Annotated in this window: 16 protein-coding genes; 10 read left to right on the forward strand and 6 right to left on the reverse strand. The window is 51.1% G+C overall.

Annotated elements, in window-relative coordinates; all coding sequences use genetic code 11:
* The first annotated feature begins 113 nt into the window (after positions 1-113).
* The 6 genes from P0X86_RS00845 (at position 114) to P0X86_RS00870 (ending at position 7,681) form a co-directional block, all read left to right on the forward strand.
* Positions 114-1,133, forward strand: coding sequence for a LacI family DNA-binding transcriptional regulator (locus P0X86_RS00845; RefSeq protein WP_119850513.1), 1,020 nt, complete (start codon positions 114-116; stop codon positions 1,131-1,133).
* A 121-nt stretch (positions 1,134-1,254) separates the two neighbouring features.
* Positions 1,255-2,244 carry an ABC transporter permease gene (locus tag P0X86_RS00850; protein WP_277747506.1) on the forward strand — a complete coding sequence of 330 codons (990 nt, stop codon included), beginning with the start codon at positions 1,255-1,257 and terminating at the stop codon, positions 2,242-2,244.
* Positions 2,245-2,267: 23 nt separating this feature from the next.
* Entirely contained in the window at positions 2,268-3,152 is an 885-nt protein-coding gene (locus P0X86_RS00855) for a carbohydrate ABC transporter permease (RefSeq protein ID WP_090910332.1), read from the forward strand.
* Positions 3,153-3,248: 96 nt separating this feature from the next.
* Complete coding sequence (locus tag P0X86_RS00860; protein ID WP_277747507.1) at positions 3,249-4,892, forward strand: type 2 periplasmic-binding domain-containing protein; 1,644 nt, start codon at positions 3,249-3,251, stop codon at positions 4,890-4,892.
* A 111-nt stretch (positions 4,893-5,003) separates the two neighbouring features.
* Entirely contained in the window at positions 5,004-6,350 is a 1,347-nt protein-coding gene (locus tag P0X86_RS00865) for a glycoside hydrolase family 30 protein (protein WP_277747508.1), read from the forward strand.
* Positions 6,351-6,518: 168 nt separating this feature from the next.
* Positions 6,519-7,681, forward strand: a protein-coding gene (locus P0X86_RS00870) for an IS3 family transposase (protein ID WP_481858172.1) whose coding sequence is annotated in 2 segments (ribosomal slippage) — positions 6,519-6,783 and positions 6,783-7,681 — 1,164 coding nt in all. Because the reading frame shifts where the segments join, the coding sequence is not laid out codon by codon here.
* A gap of 80 nt (positions 7,682-7,761) precedes the next feature.
* Here the strand turns inward: P0X86_RS00870 and P0X86_RS00875 are convergent.
* Both P0X86_RS00875 and P0X86_RS00880 read right to left on the reverse strand, forming a co-directional pair.
* Positions 7,762-8,475 carry an SAM-dependent methyltransferase gene (locus P0X86_RS00875; RefSeq protein ID WP_277747509.1) on the reverse strand — a complete coding sequence of 238 codons (714 nt, stop codon included), beginning with the start codon at positions 8,473-8,475 and terminating at the stop codon, positions 7,762-7,764.
* A gap of 98 nt (positions 8,476-8,573) precedes the next feature.
* On the reverse strand, positions 8,574-8,972 hold the full coding sequence (locus tag P0X86_RS00880) for a hypothetical protein (protein WP_277747510.1): 399 nt from the start codon (positions 8,970-8,972) through the stop codon (positions 8,574-8,576).
* Between the two features lie 79 nt (positions 8,973-9,051).
* On the opposite strand from P0X86_RS00880, the gene P0X86_RS00885 reads away from it, so the two are divergent.
* Together P0X86_RS00885 and P0X86_RS00890 are read left to right on the forward strand one after the other, a co-directional pair.
* Positions 9,052-9,813 (forward strand): kanamycin nucleotidyltransferase C-terminal domain-containing protein, encoded by a 762-nt coding sequence (locus tag P0X86_RS00885; protein WP_036664886.1) that lies wholly within the window; start codon positions 9,052-9,054, stop codon positions 9,811-9,813.
* Positions 9,814-9,973: 160 nt separating this feature from the next.
* The gene (locus P0X86_RS00890; protein WP_277747511.1) at positions 9,974-11,722 is read left to right on the forward strand and encodes a M28 family peptidase; all 1,749 of its coding nucleotides are present in this window, start codon (positions 9,974-9,976) and stop codon (positions 11,720-11,722) included.
* A gap of 121 nt (positions 11,723-11,843) precedes the next feature.
* Here the strand turns inward: P0X86_RS00890 and P0X86_RS00895 are convergent, their stop codons facing one another.
* The gene (locus tag P0X86_RS00895; protein WP_213579938.1) at positions 11,844-12,290 is read right to left on the reverse strand and encodes a DUF3888 domain-containing protein; all 447 of its coding nucleotides are present in this window, start codon (positions 12,288-12,290) and stop codon (positions 11,844-11,846) included.
* A gap of 236 nt (positions 12,291-12,526) precedes the next feature.
* On the opposite strand from P0X86_RS00895, the gene P0X86_RS00900 reads away from it, so the two are divergent.
* Positions 12,527-13,459 (forward strand): alpha/beta hydrolase, encoded by a 933-nt coding sequence (locus P0X86_RS00900; RefSeq protein ID WP_347177530.1) that lies wholly within the window; start codon positions 12,527-12,529, stop codon positions 13,457-13,459.
* 311 nt (positions 13,460-13,770) lie between these two features.
* Positions 13,771-13,983: a hypothetical protein gene (locus P0X86_RS00905; RefSeq protein ID WP_277747513.1), complete on the forward strand. Its 213-nt coding sequence runs from the start codon at positions 13,771-13,773 to the stop codon at positions 13,981-13,983.
* A gap of 204 nt (positions 13,984-14,187) precedes the next feature.
* On the opposite strand, the gene phnX is transcribed toward P0X86_RS00905, so the two are convergent.
* The 3 genes from phnX to P0X86_RS00920 are packed head-to-tail and all read right to left on the reverse strand — an operon-like array spanning position 14,188 to position 17,115.
* Positions 14,188-15,006, reverse strand: a complete 819-nt coding sequence (phnX, locus tag P0X86_RS00910; protein ID WP_277747514.1) for a phosphonoacetaldehyde hydrolase — start codon at positions 15,004-15,006, stop codon at positions 14,188-14,190.
* Entirely contained in the window at positions 15,003-16,097 is a 1,095-nt protein-coding gene (phnW, locus tag P0X86_RS00915) for a 2-aminoethylphosphonate--pyruvate transaminase (protein WP_277747515.1), read from the reverse strand. Before phnW ends, phnX begins: the two co-directional genes overlap by 4 nt.
* A gap of 22 nt (positions 16,098-16,119) precedes the next feature.
* Positions 16,120-17,115, reverse strand: a complete 996-nt coding sequence (locus P0X86_RS00920) for an extracellular solute-binding protein (protein WP_096774919.1) — start codon at positions 17,113-17,115, stop codon at positions 16,120-16,122.
* Positions 17,116-17,149 lie beyond the last annotated feature (34 nt).

Raw genomic sequence — 17,149 nt, forward strand, 5'->3', positions numbered from 1 at the left:
TAACTGAAAAAAATATTTGTAACCCCTTCCAAAAAAGCATTGTGTTCACCTCACATATGTGGTAACTTATGAACATAAAAACGTTTTTATCGCAAAGGAAATGGAATGGTTATATGGGTAAAGTAACGATCAAGGATGTGGCAAGAGAAGCCGGAGTCTCCATTTCTACGGTTTCGAATGCATTGAATGACGTAGATGTATTGAACCCGGAGACCAAATCCCATGTGCTGAAGGTGGCGGAGCGGCTCAATTACGTACCTAACCTGAACGGAAAGCTGTTGAAGTCGGGCAAGACCAAGATGCTGGGCTTCTTTACAACAAGCGTGTCAGGGCCTTACTTCTACACATTGGTGGAGTCGATGTCACGGGAATGTGACCGTCTGGGTTATGGTTTGAACGTGTTTGTTACGAAGGATAAGCAGGTGATCATGAGCAATATTATGGGCGGCCGGGTGGACGGCGTCATTATCTTCGAAGAGCTGAAGATCGACGACAAAGACATTGCTGCCATGGAGAAGGATAAGATCAAGGCCGTTTTCCTGGATCGCGAGGTTCAGAACGAGACGATGGGCAGCATCATATTCGACTCTTATGTAGCCGGTTATGAAGCAACCAAGTACCTGATCAGCCTGGGGCATAAGAAGATTGCCTACATCTCCGGCGTAGATACGATGTTTGACAGCGTGCAGCGGAAGGAAGGGTATCTGGCTGCGCTCCGGGAGTGCCAGTTCCCGATCGACGGAGACTACATACTGCAAGGCTATTTCGAGGAAGAGGGTTCCTATAACGCCGTCAAATCGTTTCTTCACTTACACCCAGGCAAAGTGCCGGATGCTTTTCTCGCCGGTAACGACGTGAGCGCCATCGGCTGCATCCGGGCCCTGAAGTCCCAAGGATACGAGGTTCCGCAAGACGTCAGCGTCGTGGGCTTCGATGATATCGATATCGCACAGTATTTTACGCCGCCTCTATCGACCGTTCGCAACCAGATTGCCAGACAGGGAATTCTGGTCGTGGATCATCTGGTGCGCATGATTCAGAAGAAAGAGAAGGGCAAGATTCAGAAGCTGCCGGGAGAACTGGTCGTTCGCGGCTCCAGTCACGTGAAGATGAATCGGAATGAACCGGTTTAACCGAAGGGAAGGATCGCATCAAACGGTTTTTTTAAAATGGTTTTATAAATTCGGGGTTTTTTTGGCGAAAAATAAAAACGTTTTTATTATGAAGCGTTTTTGATCAAAGGGGGTTAAGCAGGTGAGCAAAACAGCTGCAGTTCAGTCAACCGGCACGGGAGCGGTTCAGCCCACCGGGAAGAAGCCGATGGGGCAGAGGATCAAGGAATTTTTTATTGATTACAAGCGGCAATGGGAGCTTCAATCGATGATCATTCCCGGCGTCATCTTCATGTTCATCTTCTGCTACATACCGATTTACGGTTTGACGATTGCGTTTAAAAATTACACCGTTATCGATACGCTGGATTCCGCGCCGTGGGTTGGCCTGGACAATTTCAAGATCATTATGTCGGACAAGTATTTCTGGGACTCCGTCGTCAACACGCTGGGCATCAGCTTCTTGAAATTGGCGATCGGCTTTGTCATTCCGATTATTCTGGCCATTATGATTTACGAGGTTGGCATGGGGCGCTTCAAAAAATTCGTCCAAACTGTCTCGTACCTGCCCCACTTCTTGTCCTGGATCGTATTGGGCGGCATGCTCATTACTTGGTTCTCGACATCCGGCTTGTTCAACGAAATATTGCTTGCTCTGGGGCTGATCTCGCAGCCGCAAAACATTTTGCTTGATCCAAGCAAGTATTGGTGGATTGCAACGCTGTCGGATATTTGGAAAGAGGCCGGCTGGGGAACGATTCTGTACCTGGCGATCATGGCCAAGATCGATCCTACCTACTACGAGGCCGCAAGAATCGACGGGGCCAGCCGCTTGAGACAAATCTGGAACATCACCCTGCCGAACATGAAGATGATTATCAGCTTGAATTTGATCCTAACTGTAAGCGGTTTATTGGGATCGAATCTGGATCAAACCTTGGTGCTCATGAATTCGCAGAACCGTGAAAAGGCCGAAGTCATTAACTCGTACGTGTACCGGATGGGTATGACGCAGGGAGATTTCTCCTATGCCACAGCGGTTGGTTTGGGCGTATCCATCATCTCCGTCATTCTGCTCGTTACGGCGAATAAGGTGACCAGTAAATTAAACGATAATCAATCCGTTCTATAGGTCATGCAGAAGGGGGTATAACGGTGAATTTCAAAGCAGCAAAAGGAGATCTCGACAGCCGGATCTTTGATACGATCAACATCATTTTACTGGTTACGTTTACGATCATCATCGTCGTTCCGTTATGGAACGTCGTCGTCTCATCCTTCAGCTCGGGCAGGTCCCTTGCCGAGGGCGGGTTCATCTTCTGGCCTACCGAGTTCTCCCTTGAGAATTATCAGGCCGTGTTCAGGGATGCCAACATATGGAATGCTTTCTTCATCTCGGTGGCGAAAACCGTGATCGGGGTCATCACGCACGTGTTCTTCTGTGCCATGGTGGGTTACGGCTTGAGTAAAAAATACGTCCGCGGCCGCAAGTTTTACGTGGCGATGGGCGTTGTCACCATGTTTTTCTCGGGCGGCATGATTCCGACGTACTTGTTGATCAAAGACTTGGGGCTGCTAAACAGCTTCTGGGTTTATATCATCCCGGCTCTGTTAAGCTTTTACGACGTTATCATTCTGATGAACTTCTTCCGCAACGTGCCGGATTCGCTGGAAGAGTCGGCAAAGATCGACGGCGGGGGCGACTGGAGAATATTCCTGAGCATCTTCATTCCGCTTTCCATGCCGGCTATGGCCACAATTGCCCTCTTTAACGGAGTCGGGCAGTGGAACGATTTTATGACCACCAAATTGTATATCACGGATCAGTCGCTGTATCCGTTACAGATGATGCTGTATGAGATTATTGTGCAGTCCCAGACCCAATCGATGCAAAATATCGGTTCGGTCGCGATTCAGACGACGACCAAAGGGGTCCAACTAGCAACAATTGTCGTGACGACGCTGCCGATTGTTGTGATGTATCCAATATTACAGAGATATTTTATCTCCGGCATGATGCTCGGAGCTGTTAAAGAGTAGCGAAGCCGCAGCTCTTTAAGGGAGTGGAACAGAAGCAAGCCTGTAAAGACAAGGGTTTATTGAGAAAGCGCTTTTATTTAAAGGGAGGGTTACAGGATGTTAATGAACAAGGCTATGGGTAAGAGAGGACTTACGCTGCTTACGGCAATGATGGCCGTTGTGCTGGTTGTGAGCGGCTGCGGCGGATCGGGGGGCTCCGGCTCCAAGAAGGAGAATTGGGTTTCGATCGAGGACCGGTATACGCCGGATCCGGAAAAGCCGGCTTGGCAGCTGGACAAAAAAGAAGAGACCACCGAGCTGACTTGGTACGTGAATGCGGACTGGTGGAACACGGATTTCGGCAAGGACGTTGTCACCAAGAAGATCAAGGAAGACCTGAATATCAATATCAAATTCATTACGGGTGACGATACCAAATTGAATACGTTTTTTGCCGGCGGGGATATGCCGGATTTGATCACGACGTTTGACTCGAACTCCCCGGTCGTACAAAAAGCGGCTACATGGGCGCTGCCGCTGAACGATCTGGCCGAGAAATATGACCCTTATTTCAATAAGGTAGCGGCGCAGGATACCCTCAACTGGTTCCAATTGAAGGACGGCAAAACGTACGGATACCCGAACTATTCCAATACGCAGGAAGACTATGACAGCGGCAACATTCCTGCCAAAACGGCATTTATCATCCGCAAGGACGTGTACGAGGCTATCGGCAAGCCTGCGATGGGAACGCCTGAGGAATTCCAGGCTGCTCTCGCGGATATCAAGAAGCAATTCCCTGCCCTGATTCCACTGGGCTTCAACTCCATCGGCGAAGGAACGGGCTCGCTCGGCGACGTGCTGCAGGATTTCATCGGCGTGCCGCTGGAAGACGAGAACGGCGGCTTCTATAACCGGAACCTGGATGAAGATTATCTGACTTGGGTGAAGGCGTTCAATACCGTATACCGTGACGGCGCGATTAGCGATGACAGCTTTGCCGATGACGGAACGGCTTTTGAAGAGAAGGTGAAGGCGGGCAAATACGCAACGATCATGCTGGACGGCACGCCGCAGCAGGGCGGAAACCTGCAGAGCTTCTACAGCAACAACAAAGGCAAAGAGTACATCGCAATTGACGGACCGCAAAGCACGGTCGGACATGCGCCGACTTTGAACCAATCCGGTATCACGGGCTGGATGATCAGCTTTATCACGAAAGAGAACGCAGACCCTGCCAAATCCATTCAGCTCTTCACGTACCTGTTAAGCGAAGAAGGACAAATGCTGATGAACTATGGCATCGAAGGCGAGACTTACCAAGTGAACGCAGACGGAACGGTGGAATTCCTGCCAGACGTGAAGGAGCTTCAGATGAACAATCCGGATACGTTCAAGAAGGACTACCGCATGGGTGAATTCATGTTCTTCGGACATGACCGCCACAAGGCGCTGAGCGGGGATGCTTTCCCGGATGCGATCAAGCAAATGCAGGAATGGGGCAAAGGCAAGCTGACGCCGCACTTTATTTTGGAGAATATCAACCCGGATCAGGGCACGCCGGAAGCGCGCTCCCTGACGGCCATCAATACGAAATGGAACTCCACGCTCGTCAGCATGATTCGCTCGAAGGACGACGCAACCTTCGATAGCCTCTTGAACGATTATAAAAAGTTCCTGGACGATAACAACTGGGATAAAATCGTCGAAGTCCGCAACGAGAAGATGAAGGCGAACAAAGAGAAGCTGGGGCTGAAATAAGTTTGCGTTAATGGATGGAGGGGCCCCTTTCTTGACAGGAGAGGGGCTCTTTCCAAGTTATCTTCGGTAGGCCATGGGTAGGAAGACACAAGAAACCTGGAGGGAAACAACATGCTGAACATCACCATCTACCAATCAAACGGTGAAGAAGAATTATTCGTGAAGAAAGACAAGGCGCAGCTCACGCCCGTAACTACGGGTGCAGCGAAGCATAAGGTTGTCATCGATGAGGAGCAGACGTTTCAGGAGATGGACGGCTTCGGCGCGTCCTTCACGGACTCCGCTGCTTATTTGATCCATCAGGTGCTGGAGACGAAGCAGCGTTCCGAGCTCATGACGCAGCTGTTCGATCCAAACGAAGGGATCGGGTTATCCGTACTCCGCCAGCCGATGGGAGCATCGGATTACGCGCGTGACTTCTACAGCTACAATGATATGCCTGAGGGCCAGACGGATGTAGAGCTGGACCAGTTCTCCATTGCGCATGACGAGAAAGATATCATTCCTCTCCTGAAGGAAGCGCTCCGCTTGAACCCGGATGTCAAGCTGATGGGTTCCCCGTGGAGCCCGCCCGGCTGGATGAAGACGAGCGGGTCGATGATCGGCGGAGAGCTGAAGCCGGAATACTATTCGGTATATGCTGATTACTTTGTGCGTTACATCCAGGGGTATGAAGCCAACGGGCTGCCGATTTATGCCGTCACGCCGCAGAACGAGGCATTATACTCGCCGGGACATTACCCCGGCATGATCATGCTGCCCGAGGCGCAGAGCGATTTCATCAAGAACCATCTGAAGCCGCAATTCGTAAAGAACGGCATCGGTACGAAGATTCTCTGTTATGACCATAACTGGGACAAGCCGGACTACCCGCTGACCGTATTTGAGCAAGCGGCCGACGCGGTGGATGGGGTTGCCTGGCACTGGTACGGCGGCAAGCCGTCGGCCCAATCGGAAGTCTTCGAGGCATTCCCGGGGAAAGAGGTTCATTTTACGGAAGGATCGGGCGGGGAGTGGATTCCGCCGTTTGAGCAAGCCTTCTCCAATGTGATGCGGACCGGAATCGAGATTCTCCGCAATCACAGTAAATCTTACGTGCTGTGGAATATGGCACTGGACGAGAAGAACGGACCTACCGTGCCGGGCTTTGGCAAAAGCACCTGCCGCGGCATCGTGACGGTGAATCAGCAGACGAAGGAGCTTACCTATACGCTGGACTACTACGCGCTGGCGCACTTTAGCAAGGTGATCCGTCCCAAAGCGCGGCGTGTGGCATCTACCAGCCATGAGTTCATCCGTTCGGTAGCCTTCAAGAACACGGACGGCTCGATTGCCGTCGTGTTGTTCAACGACAGCGAGGCTCCGGAGAGCGTGGCGATCCAGCTGCGCGGGGAAGAGGCGTTGCAGCTGGAAATGCCGGCCAAGAGCGCGCTGACAGTCAAGTTGGAGAGCAACTGATTGGAGGCGGGGCTTCTATAACAGCAACTGATTGAAAGCTGCGACCTCTATAACTGAATGATAAAAAAAGCCTGGAACGATGGTTGGTATTATCCCCTTTTAGTAGACAAGAGAAAAAAGACATCTGTTAAGATGGACTTAATCTTGCCTAACGAAGGGGATTTTTTCATGGCTAAAAAAGGACAAACTTACCAACGGTACTCCTTGGAATTAAAATTGGAGGCGGCCCGGCTGGTCAACGAAGAACATATGAGTATTCGTGAAGTAGCAAAACGTTTAGGTATTCAAAATAAATCTCAAGTACAAGTATGGGCGGCGAAAACGAAACGTGGAATGAGCCTAGAACCTGCCACATCCAAACGGGGACGCCCCAGAACGAAGTTTTCCAGTATGGAAGAAGAGATGGCATACTTGCGAGCGGAGATTGAATATTTAAAAAAGCAGTATCCAAATCTACACAAGGAGTGACGAGTAAAGCAGCTAGATTTCAGATCATAGAGGACTTGCGAGTACGCCATCGTCTTGTTTGGCTCTTGAAGTTAGCCGCGGTTTCCCGTTCAGGCTATTACAAGTGGAGAAAGAGCTTGCAAGCGGCAAAAGAACGTAGACAAAAGCAGCATGAATTGGAATCCCATCTGCTTGCCATCCATCGCATTCATCCCTACTTTGGTTATCTTCGAATGACGGTAGCTTTACGGAGGGAAGGCATTAGGGTCAACCACAAGAAGGTGTACCGATTAATGAAACAATTAGGAATCTGTTCTGTCATTCGGAAGAAGCGTCGATTCTTTGGAAAACAAGCTTCCGTGGTGAATCCGAATCGGCTTCAACGCCAGTTTAAAGCGGATACGCCACGAACTAAACTGGTCACAGATATTACCTATATTCGTGCTGGAGAACAATTTGTGTACCTGTCTGTGATTCAGGATTTATACAATAACGAGATTGTAGCTTGGCATTTATCGGAACGAAATGACCTCGCTTTGGTTCATGAAACGCTGGATAGACTCCGTCAGCACGTGGATGTGAGTGGGGTAATCCTACACTCGGATCAAGGATTTCAATACACGTCAAAACCATTTAACCGTAAACTGAAACAACTCGGCATGCTAGGCAGTCACTCTAGGCGAGGGAATTGCCTGGACAATGCCTGTATCGAGTCTTTCTTCTCTCATTTGAAGAGCGAGAAAATATACTTGAATGAGGCAGCAAACAAAGCTGAGGTTGAACAGCAAGTGAGTGAATACATTTTGTTCTATAACCAGAACCGATTCCAGAAAAAATTAAACGACCGTTCCCCGGTAGAATACCGGGAAACGGCCGCAGCTTAAATCTTGTCTTTTTTGTACTGTCTACTTGCCAGGGTTATGACCACATTGCCGGCTTCCTCGCTTCTTGCCTTCTCAAGCTTCTATATCTTGCGAATGCTTAGCAGCGAATTGCCGTTCTTCATAAACTCATAGGGTACTTTAACTTCCGCTACCCGCAAGCCTTCTGCCTCCAGCTCATGAATCAGACGGTCCAAATGGACGTAGCGGCTCCCCGATAAATCGGTCAACGGGAAGATGCGCACCTCTTCCGAGGCCGCTCGCAGCAGCTCCCGAACCGTCTGGACATGAAAGTCATAGTCCAATCGGTCGCTGTACATGAACAGAAAATGGGCGGACAGCACCAAATGAAACTGTTCGTTATCAAAAGGCAGTCCCGGCAGTACCGCAGCGACATAGCGATCCGGAAACTCCCGCATATCCCTAACGCAATCGCGGAGCGCTTGCTCGCGATGCCGGCGGAGCCCCTCCACATCCCCGTAATAATCCCAGACATAATTGCTTTTTGCCTGCTCCATCGTTTCCATGGCATGCCCGATATCCTGCAGTCCCTTGGCCTCCAGATCATCCGGTTTGTGATCATAAGCAATATCGCTGGCCGTTATATCGAGACCCTGCTTCGAACCGTGAGCGGTGAACGAACACGCGCCGGAAGGGCAATCCAGCACCCTTTTACCGGCGAGCTCCGGCATCTTCAAATCAAACATGTGCGCGTACTCTTCAAACGTGCGGCCAATGAATACAACCCGGTCCAATTCCTGCTTGGTCTTACCTCTACTCTGCTCAGCTTTACTCATCTCTTCTCACCTCAGCTATAGATTGGCTGCGGATGCGGCAGCTCCTGCACACTCCGCAAGGATATACTACCATAATATGGGGTAAGGGAATTGGAATATTATGATCCCTGCCTGTTCTTTTTAAGAAAATCTATAACATCATCTAAGTCATCTGTTTTCAAGACGATTTCCTTATCATTCACCAATACAATAATCGGAAATCTGGCTAGTCCTATAGCATCCGCCCTTTGCCTGCCGGTCTCGTCCCTTACATTATGGAGCATGGTAGCCTGCAAAACCTCTCGATCGGCATCGGACATACGGACCTCTTCACTCCACCATGCAACATGCGTCTGCCCATTCGGCCCTTTCGCGGCATTTGCATCCTCGTAGAAATAATGAATTCGTAATTCATCTTCTTCCGCCAGCAGATCCTCAGGCACAGCTATCTTGCTTAATCCAGAACAACCAATCACCGTCGCCAAGACGAACCCGGTTAGAACGCTCTTAAACTTCAAAAACCCGTCACCCCCTAATGCACCCGTTCTATTTATACTATAATATAGATAACTAACTTTCTTCGGAGGGGATTTCCTTATGCTATCTTATCCTGCGGCTACGACCAGAGAAGAGAAAATGAACATCATTCATCACATCAAAGACCGGCTGCTTCACTTGCACGGCGATGACATTCTGGCCATCGGCCTGTACGGTTCGATTGCGCAAGGAATGGATGGCCCTTACTCGGACATTGAGCTTCGGGTTGTTACGCAGGACGGAGTCTCCCTGCCCGGATACGAATTCATATATCCCCCATTCAAAATCGAAATCGGAATGAAACAGAAACAGGACATCTTCAAGGCTGCCGCGTCAGTGGATGACTCCTGGGCAATTAAAGCCGGCGCCTATGTACACCTGCAGGAAATCTACGATCCGGGGAACCTGCTCGCCGAGATTCGGAAGCTGCCCCTTGAAGTTTCGGACGAGGCGATCAAAGAAACGATGCGGGAATTCATGATTTGGGAGCCCTACGAAACGATGGGCAAAATCCGAAACAACGTCCAGTCCGGGAACCTTAACTATCTCCCGCTTGGCGCTAAGGACCTGACCTGGCAGACGGCCAAGCTGATTGGGCTTGCCAACCGAACCTTTTATCATACTAGGGCCCGGACGTTGGAGGAATCCCTTACCCTCCCATCCCGACCTTCCGGTTATGACGAGCTGGCACAGTTGGTCATGCGTGGACAGCTTCTCCAAATCGATCATGTCTATGAACTCTGCGAGCAGCTCTGGACCGGACTAAACGCATGGTATGAACAGATGAATATTGAATATAAATTAAAGGAGCTTCCATTCTGATGGAGGCTCTTTTGTTAGTTAGGGAGCCATCGTTCTCAATCTTATATTGACACATGTCATATTCTGGAACTACGCTGTGTAAGGGCCTATTTCTTACATATGATGAAAGATCACACCGCGAATGACCCTGAATGATCCTAAAAGGAAGTGAGTATTGATCATGCAAATTCAATTGAGCAGACCGCCGGACCGCAGACCTCCTTATTGGCTGCCGCTTACAACCATCCTGGCCGTCATACTCTTTATCTCCCTCATGCTGTGGTTCGAGAAGCCGCCGGAAGCCAGAAAGATCGATGCACCCGCAACCGAGTTCTCGGCGGAACGCGCCATGGCACATGTCGAACGGATTGCCCAAGAGCCCCACCCGATGGGGTCCCCTGCCAATGCGGAAGTCCGGGCTTATTTGGTGGAACAGATGAAGCAGCTCGGCTTGAACCCGGAGGTTCAGGAGTTTAATGACCGTCTGACAACCAAGTACGTCGACGCCGACGTGCAGCTTACGAACATTCTTGGCGTCATTAAAGGAACCGGATCGGGGAAACCGCTCCTTCTGATGTCGCACTATGACTCGGTCCCTACCGGCCCCGGGGCGAATGATGCTTCGGTCAGCGTAGCTTCCTTGCTGGAGACGGCAAGAGCGATCCAGGCCGGACCTCCGCCGCAAAATGACATCTGGCTCCTACTGACAGACGGGGAGGAAAGAGGCCTGCTCGGTGCCGAGGTGTTCTTTCAGGACCCGGCGCACCGTGAGATCGGCATGATTGCGAATTTTGAAGCCCGGGGATCGAAGGGTTCGTCCTTCATGTTCCAGACCAGCGACAGCAATGGACGGATCATTGAAGAATATGCCCGGGCCGTATCCAATCCTGTCAGCAACTCCCTCTTGGTGGATCTCTACAAACAACTGCCGAACGATACCGATCTGACGGTGGCGCTGGAGCATGGCCTCCCGGGGCTGAACTTTGCCTATGGCGACGGGTGGGCAGCTTACCATACCCCGATGGACAACACGGAGAATGTCTCCCTTGAGACCATGCAGCATCAAGGCGAGAATGCGCTCGCCATGGCAAAGCATTTTGGCAATCTGGACTTGGCTGACCTGACCTCCACAGGCGACCGCATCTATTTCAATCTGTTTGGCCTGCTGGTTCATTACCCTGCGCAATGGGCGATTCCGATCACTGTGGCGATCGCAGCGCTATGGCTGGCTTTTGCTTGGTTGTTTGCCCGCTTCTCCCTGCTTACCGTTAAGGGAAGCCTGATCGGGCTCGGAACTCCGATTCTGGCCGTCGTGCTCTCAACCGCGCTCAGCTATGGCTTGTGGACGCTCATCGATGCGTTGTGGGCAGGCAAAATGACGCAGCCTACAGGCGCAACCTACGATTCGCTTCTGTACAGCATCAGCTTTGTGCTGGTGACCCTCATCGCTCATGTCGCGCTTACCCGCTGGGTGGTGCGAAAAGCAAATGAAGTGGAGATGCTGCTTAGCGGCGCACTCCTGTTCCTGCTGCTGCTCATCGGCTCGACCTGGCTTCTGCCGGGCGCAAGTTATTTATTCGCGATACCGCTGCTGGTTCATTTCGCGGCTCTGACGTGGGCGGCATTTACCCGGGACCCGCGCGAAACCTTAACCCATCCGGCCGTCGTGTTGGGAACGTCGCTTATCCCTGTTCTGATGTTCACGTCGGTCTTTCACATCGTATTCCTCCTGCTCCCGCCGGGGATTCATCTGTTCAGCGTTGTGCTGATCGGACTGATACTGGCCCTGATGTCCCCGGCAGTCCGAATGCTCGCGCATTCTTGGAAATGGGTGCTGCCGGCTGCTTTCATCGCCATCGTTGTCCTGCTCGGCATCGGCTGGAGCCAAGCTGAACCCGGGCCGGATCGACCGGTTTATGAGAGCCGATAGGGTTCCCCTAGAGCAGCTGATAGTTGTTACACCTGATAAGTGCACTCTATCCTGCATGCCAAACAAGCAAACGCGAACACCGCGTTTGCTTGTTTTTTTACATTGAACAGCCCAGCCCCCGTTACTTCACGATGTCTTGCCAATGCGTAGGGAGCTCATACGTCTCCAGATGCTTGTATTCTACCAGCTTCACCATACCGCCGGGAATCGTCGGAGCGACCTCAAAGACAAGGCGGTCCTTACCCACCGGGATATGGGGGCCGACCACCGGGCGCGCCTCCAGCGTGATGACGAAATGAAAGCCGCGGAATCCGTTCACTCTCTTCACTTGAATCACGTCCACGAAGTAGGGATAGACAACCGGAAGCTCCTTCAACGTATGGCTATAATGCCGATCGACCACTTCATCGATATGGGGAAGCAGAAACAGCATCAGTATATCTTGATACTGCAGCTGGGCACTATCCTTTTTCGGTGATGTATAATCGGTCACCTCGGCATGGGACGGCAGCGGCAAGCCGAAAATCGTGACGACGGCAAGGATCAGGCTGATAAAGCATTTGTTCATGTTCCTCTCTTCGCACCTCCTGCCACAGCTCTTATGGATTAGGTTCTCCCATCCGATAAGATTGATGTAACGCCATCCGAAACGAATGTTGTCTGCCATATGGATGAATCAAGTTACGTACGATATGATAGGTGGAAGGAAGCTATCGATTCGGCACATCCCTTCCTCTCGGCATGCCTTCGGCGCATACGATCAACACCGACGGGAGGATATACATCATTAAGAAAAAAAGGATTATGACCATGTCTGCAGCTATTATCGCTTTACTAGCAACCATTATAATTTCAGCCAGCTTCTACTTTTATAACGTCGCTATTGCCCGGGCCGACAAGGCCTTCCTGAACGGCAACCCGGACCTGGAAGCCAACTCGAATATCGACAATCCCTTTGCGGACAGCAAGGATTGGTGGGCCAAGCAAAGCTTCGAGGAATGGAGTCTTACCTCAGACGACGGCTTGAAACTGCATGCGTACTATTTACCTGCCGAAGTGCCTACGGATAAAACCGTCATGATCGCGCACGGATACTCCGGCCATTCGGAGCAGATGAGCGGATTCGCCCAAATGTACCATGAGGACCTGGGCTACAACGTCCTGCTTCCCGACGCGCGTGGCCATGGAAAGAGCGAAGGCGATTACATCGGCTTCGGCTGGCCGGAGCGGATGGATTATCTCAGATGGATTGAACGTGTCATCCGGCATACAGGGAAAGACGCCCAGATTGTCCTGCACGGCGTGTCCATGGGCGGGGCAACGGTGATGATGACCAGCGGCGAAGAGCTTCCGCCCCAGGTAAAAGCCATTGTCGAGGACTGCGGGTATACCTCGGTCACGGATGAGCTGACCTATCAGCTGAAGCGCATGTATAAGCTTCCATCCTTCCCGCTGGTTCAATCCACGAGCCTGCTCACCAAAATCCGGGCCGGATACTCCTTCGGCGAGGCCTCCGCGCTGGAGCAGGTGAAGAAATCCAAGACGCCGACGCTGTTCATACACGGCGGCGGGGATCTGTTCGTCCCTACCGAGATGGTGTATGAGCTGTACGAGAACGGTCCGGAGCAAAAGAAGCTGTTCATCGTCCCCGATGCAGGCCACGGCCTGGCACGCCAGTTCGATCCACAAGGGTATGACCGGGAAGTGAAGGAGTTTATCGGCACGTATGTGCAATAAATTGAAAGAAGAGCAGTCCATGCGGACTGCTCTTTTTCGGTGAGGTGAATATACCCCTGATCAGCTTTGCGGTCACAATTAAGCCCATGTTGGTGAGCTATACCCTTTGAGCGAACTCAGGTTTAGAACATAAATGTTGGATGCATGATATGAGACCACTTGACCTGGTTTCCCTCAGAGATCAACTACATGTTCCTGTTTAGATTCAGAATCATGCTATAATTAGAATATTCTGTAAACAAACATTGTTTTTGGAATGAGTAAATAAATTAAAAGGTTTTTAGTTCCATTGTTGAAAGGATGGATTCTTCATGGTTGTTGGAGTACAAGAACTCATTTTTTTTATCATTATTTTAGCAGCAAATTACTTACTAATTTACCTGATTGTTAGTAATGCTATTTCAAATTCAGGGTTGAAATCGGAAATGGATAGTCTCAAGAACGAATTGATAGATATAAAGAAATTGCTAGCAGATCATTCGGCAAAAACACTTGGGGATCGTAAGAATAAAGAAGAAATCTAAATGCTACCTCATTCATTGTTAGCGATTCGCGTTAGAAACTTAACTCAATCTAAAACAGACCCGGCAATTCTGCCGGATCTGTTTTATTGAGGTTTAAAGTGAGCACCCTCTCAATGAAGGAAGCCAACAAAAAAGCAAAGTAGAAACCGAGACAGAGCTTATGCGCGAAGAATATCATTCGCGGTTTCTTCATTAAATACCATCCTAGCGCTGAATGCCCGGTCTTTTTCCCTCAGCCAGCATGCCGTTAATGCTCTCGATCAACTGCGGCAGCTCGCTCATCGTCCGGATCGCAAAATCCGCCCCGTTACGGATAAACGTCTCTTCGGTTTTCGAGATCGCGGCTTCCCGGTCCGACTCTGACAGGGCATGAAACTCTTCCAAGCCCAAGCCCATTTCGGAGCTGCCGATAGCAACGCCAACCGACCACACGCCTGCGTTCACGCCTTCTTTCACGTCGGAGACGGTATCGCCGACCTTAATGACTTTCCATGAAGCCGATAATCCAAGAAACTCCATGTTCCGGTAGATCATGTAGGGGTAAGGTCTTCCTTGGGAGTGCGTGTCATCCGGCGTGAAATAAACATCCGGGCTGTACCCCTTTTGCCGCGCATTGGCAACCACGACCTCCATCATGCCGCTCGTATAACCGGTCGTGGAACCGATTTTCAAGCCTTGCGCCTTCAGCGCTTCAACCGCCTCAATGACACCCGGAATCGGGTCCGTGTACTCGGATAAGGAGACCATCAAGGCCGGCTCGAATTCCGCATACAGCCGTTCTACATCCTGCTCACCGAAAGCTCTGCCGTACTTCGTCTCCCATAGCGCAGACACTCTCGGCATAGACAGCATGGCACGAATATGGTCGATCTTCAGCATCCCCATTGGTGCTCTCGCTTCCTCCATCGTTACCTCAATACCCGCATTCTTGAAAATATCGACAAACACGTTCACGGGCGCAAAACATCCAAAATCCACGGCCGTTCCAGCCCAGTCCAATATAACGCCTTCGATTCGGTTCATTGTGCCGTCACCCCCATATATTCTTCAATAATCGTACATAATTGCTCGATATCCTGTTCATAGATCTCCCCGATATTCCCGATGCGGAAGGTATCCACGTCGGTCAGCTTACCCGGGTAGATCACATAACCTCTTTCTTTAATATAAGCGTAAAAATGCTCAAAGTTGAACCCTTCGTTCGGGAATAAAAACGTGGTGATGATCGGGGATTGTTTGTCCTCGGTGATATAAGCCTGGATGCCGATCTGCCCCAATCTCTCCCGCAGCAGGCGATTGTTATTCCGGTAACGGTTGAACCTGGCAGGGACGCCGCCTTCTTCATTCAGCTCATCCAACGCTTTGGAGAAAGCCGCCACGACATGGGTCGGCGAGGTATAACGCCATTTGCCGTCCTTGTCCATGCCCTTCCATTGGTCGTACAGGTCGAGCGACAAGCTGCGCGCAATCCCTTCGCAGGCCGCAAGCTTCTCCAGCTTGGCGATCACGAAGCCAAACCCCGGAACGCCTTGAATGCATTTATTCGCGCTGCTGATCAGGTAATCGATGCCGAGCCCCTGAACATCGATCTCCATGCCGCCAAAGCTGCTCATCGCATCAATGATGAGGGTTTTTCCATATTCCCTGGACAGCTTCGAGATCATCTCCAGCGGGTTCAGAATGCCGGTGGTCGTCTCGCAATGAACCATCGCGATATGCGTAATCCGCAAATCCTCATGGAGTATGGCCCGCAGCTCATCCTCGCTTGGATGTTCATCGTAATTCACCTTGTACTCCGCGTAATTCTGTCCGATGTACTCCGCCATCTTCACGATCCGCTCGCCGTAGGCGCCGTTCGTTACGATCAGCACCTTATCGTCTTTCGAAATGGCGGACGTCATGACGGCTTCGACGGCAAACGTGCCGCTTCCCTGCATCAGCACGGCGGTATACAGCTCTGGATCCGCTCCGGCCAGTGCCAAGAGCTGCGATCTGATTTTTTGCGTAATCGATTTGTATTCATCATCCCACGTGCAGCGGTCAAAGAGCATTTCCTCTTTTACCGCCTTGGTTGTGGTCAAAGGTCCCGGTGTCAAAAGCTTGTAGGTTTTCATGTCGCATCGCTCCTAAGTCGGCTTATTCTTTGGATCCGTTGAAGAATTGCTGATGCTCTTCCAGCAGCTCCACGGTCAGCGGCTTCTCGAAGGTCATCGAGTATGCAGGTTTGTTGACTTCATCGACGGTCTCCCCTTCGTACAGGGCCACCGGGTAGTTCGCAATCAGATCTTTGCGGGCATCCTTTACGATGGTCTCGGCCATCTTCATCGCCAGATCCGTCGTTGCATTCTTCTTGTCCACGACCGCAACCGATTCGGTCAGCGAGAAGTTTCCTTCGACCGGATCCACGTAGTCAATCGGTGCACCGGTGGCTTTAGCCGCTACCGCCTGATGGCGAAGGCCAAACCCGGCCGCCACTTCGCCAGCCTGCACTTTCTTGATCGGACCGGAGCCCGAGCTCTCCAGATGCGGTCCCACGTTGGCGATCAGGTCATGAAGCACCTTACGTCCCGCATCTTCGCCGTATTGCGTAATAATGGCCTGAACGAGCAGCCAGCCGGTGGAAGAATCCATGATGTTCGGAATCGATACGAGTCCGCTGAATTCCGGTTTGGTCAGGTCGGTGATGGAGGTGGGCATCGGCAATCCTTTATCCTTCAGCACTTCCGTATTCACGAAGATGGAGCCGGTATTCGCCAGAATCGGCGTGTAATATGCCGGATAAGAATCGGTAGCGCCTGCGTCAAAGGCCAGATCCTTAAACATCGAATGCTTGCTCTGCGAGCTTTCGATGAAGTAGGAGCTCATGGTGACGAGATCCGCCTCGATTTTGTTCCCCTCCGCCATCAATTTGCCCCCAAGTTCGGAGGTGCCCAGGGATTGGACAAGATACTGTCCTTCATATCCGGCATTCTTCAACGAGGTCTCCATTGCCGCAACGGCTTCTTCATCCCCATTGGTGTAGATGACTACCTTCTTCGCTTCCCCCGCGCTGCCGCTGCCGCAAGCGGCCAAAGCAAACACCATACTGACTGCGATCAATGACAGCAGCATTCCCTTCAGCGTCTTCATCATGATTAACTCACTCCTTGAATGTTTTTATTGGCAT

Origin of the sequence: Paenibacillus sp. BR1-192, from assembly GCF_029542445.1 — a bacterium.
GTDB lineage: Bacteria > Bacillota > Bacilli > Paenibacillales > Paenibacillaceae > Paenibacillus_AQ > Paenibacillus_AQ lautus_A.

Bases quoted from the DNA above. Each gene is read 5' to 3' on its own strand.
- P0X86_RS00845 (WP_119850513.1), top strand. From the start codon at position 114: ATGGGTAAAGTAACGATCAAGGATGTGGCAAGAGAAGCCGGAGTCTCC.
- P0X86_RS00860 (WP_277747507.1), top strand. From the start codon at position 3,249: ATGTTAATGAACAAGGCTATGGGTAAGAGAGGACTTACGCTGCTTACG.
- P0X86_RS00865 (WP_277747508.1), top strand. From the start codon at position 5,004: ATGCTGAACATCACCATCTACCAATCAAACGGTGAAGAAGAATTATTC.
- P0X86_RS00875 (WP_277747509.1), bottom strand. From the start codon at position 8,475: ATGAGTAAAGCTGAGCAGAGTAGAGGTAAGACCAAGCAGGAATTGGAC.
- P0X86_RS00885 (WP_036664886.1), top strand. From the start codon at position 9,052: ATGCTATCTTATCCTGCGGCTACGACCAGAGAAGAGAAAATGAACATC.
- P0X86_RS00890 (WP_277747511.1), top strand. From the start codon at position 9,974: ATGCAAATTCAATTGAGCAGACCGCCGGACCGCAGACCTCCTTATTGG.
- P0X86_RS00895 (WP_213579938.1), bottom strand. From the start codon at position 12,290: ATGAACAAATGCTTTATCAGCCTGATCCTTGCCGTCGTCACGATTTTC.
- P0X86_RS00900 (WP_347177530.1), top strand. From the start codon at position 12,527: ATGACCATGTCTGCAGCTATTATCGCTTTACTAGCAACCATTATAATT.
- P0X86_RS00905 (WP_277747513.1), top strand. From the start codon at position 13,771: ATGGTTGTTGGAGTACAAGAACTCATTTTTTTTATCATTATTTTAGCA.
- phnX (WP_277747514.1), bottom strand. From the start codon at position 15,006: ATGAACCGAATCGAAGGCGTTATATTGGACTGGGCTGGAACGGCCGTG.
- phnW (WP_277747515.1), bottom strand. From the start codon at position 16,097: ATGAAAACCTACAAGCTTTTGACACCGGGACCTTTGACCACAACCAAG.
- P0X86_RS00920 (WP_096774919.1), bottom strand. From the start codon at position 17,115: ATGATGAAGACGCTGAAGGGAATGCTGCTGTCATTGATCGCAGTCAGT.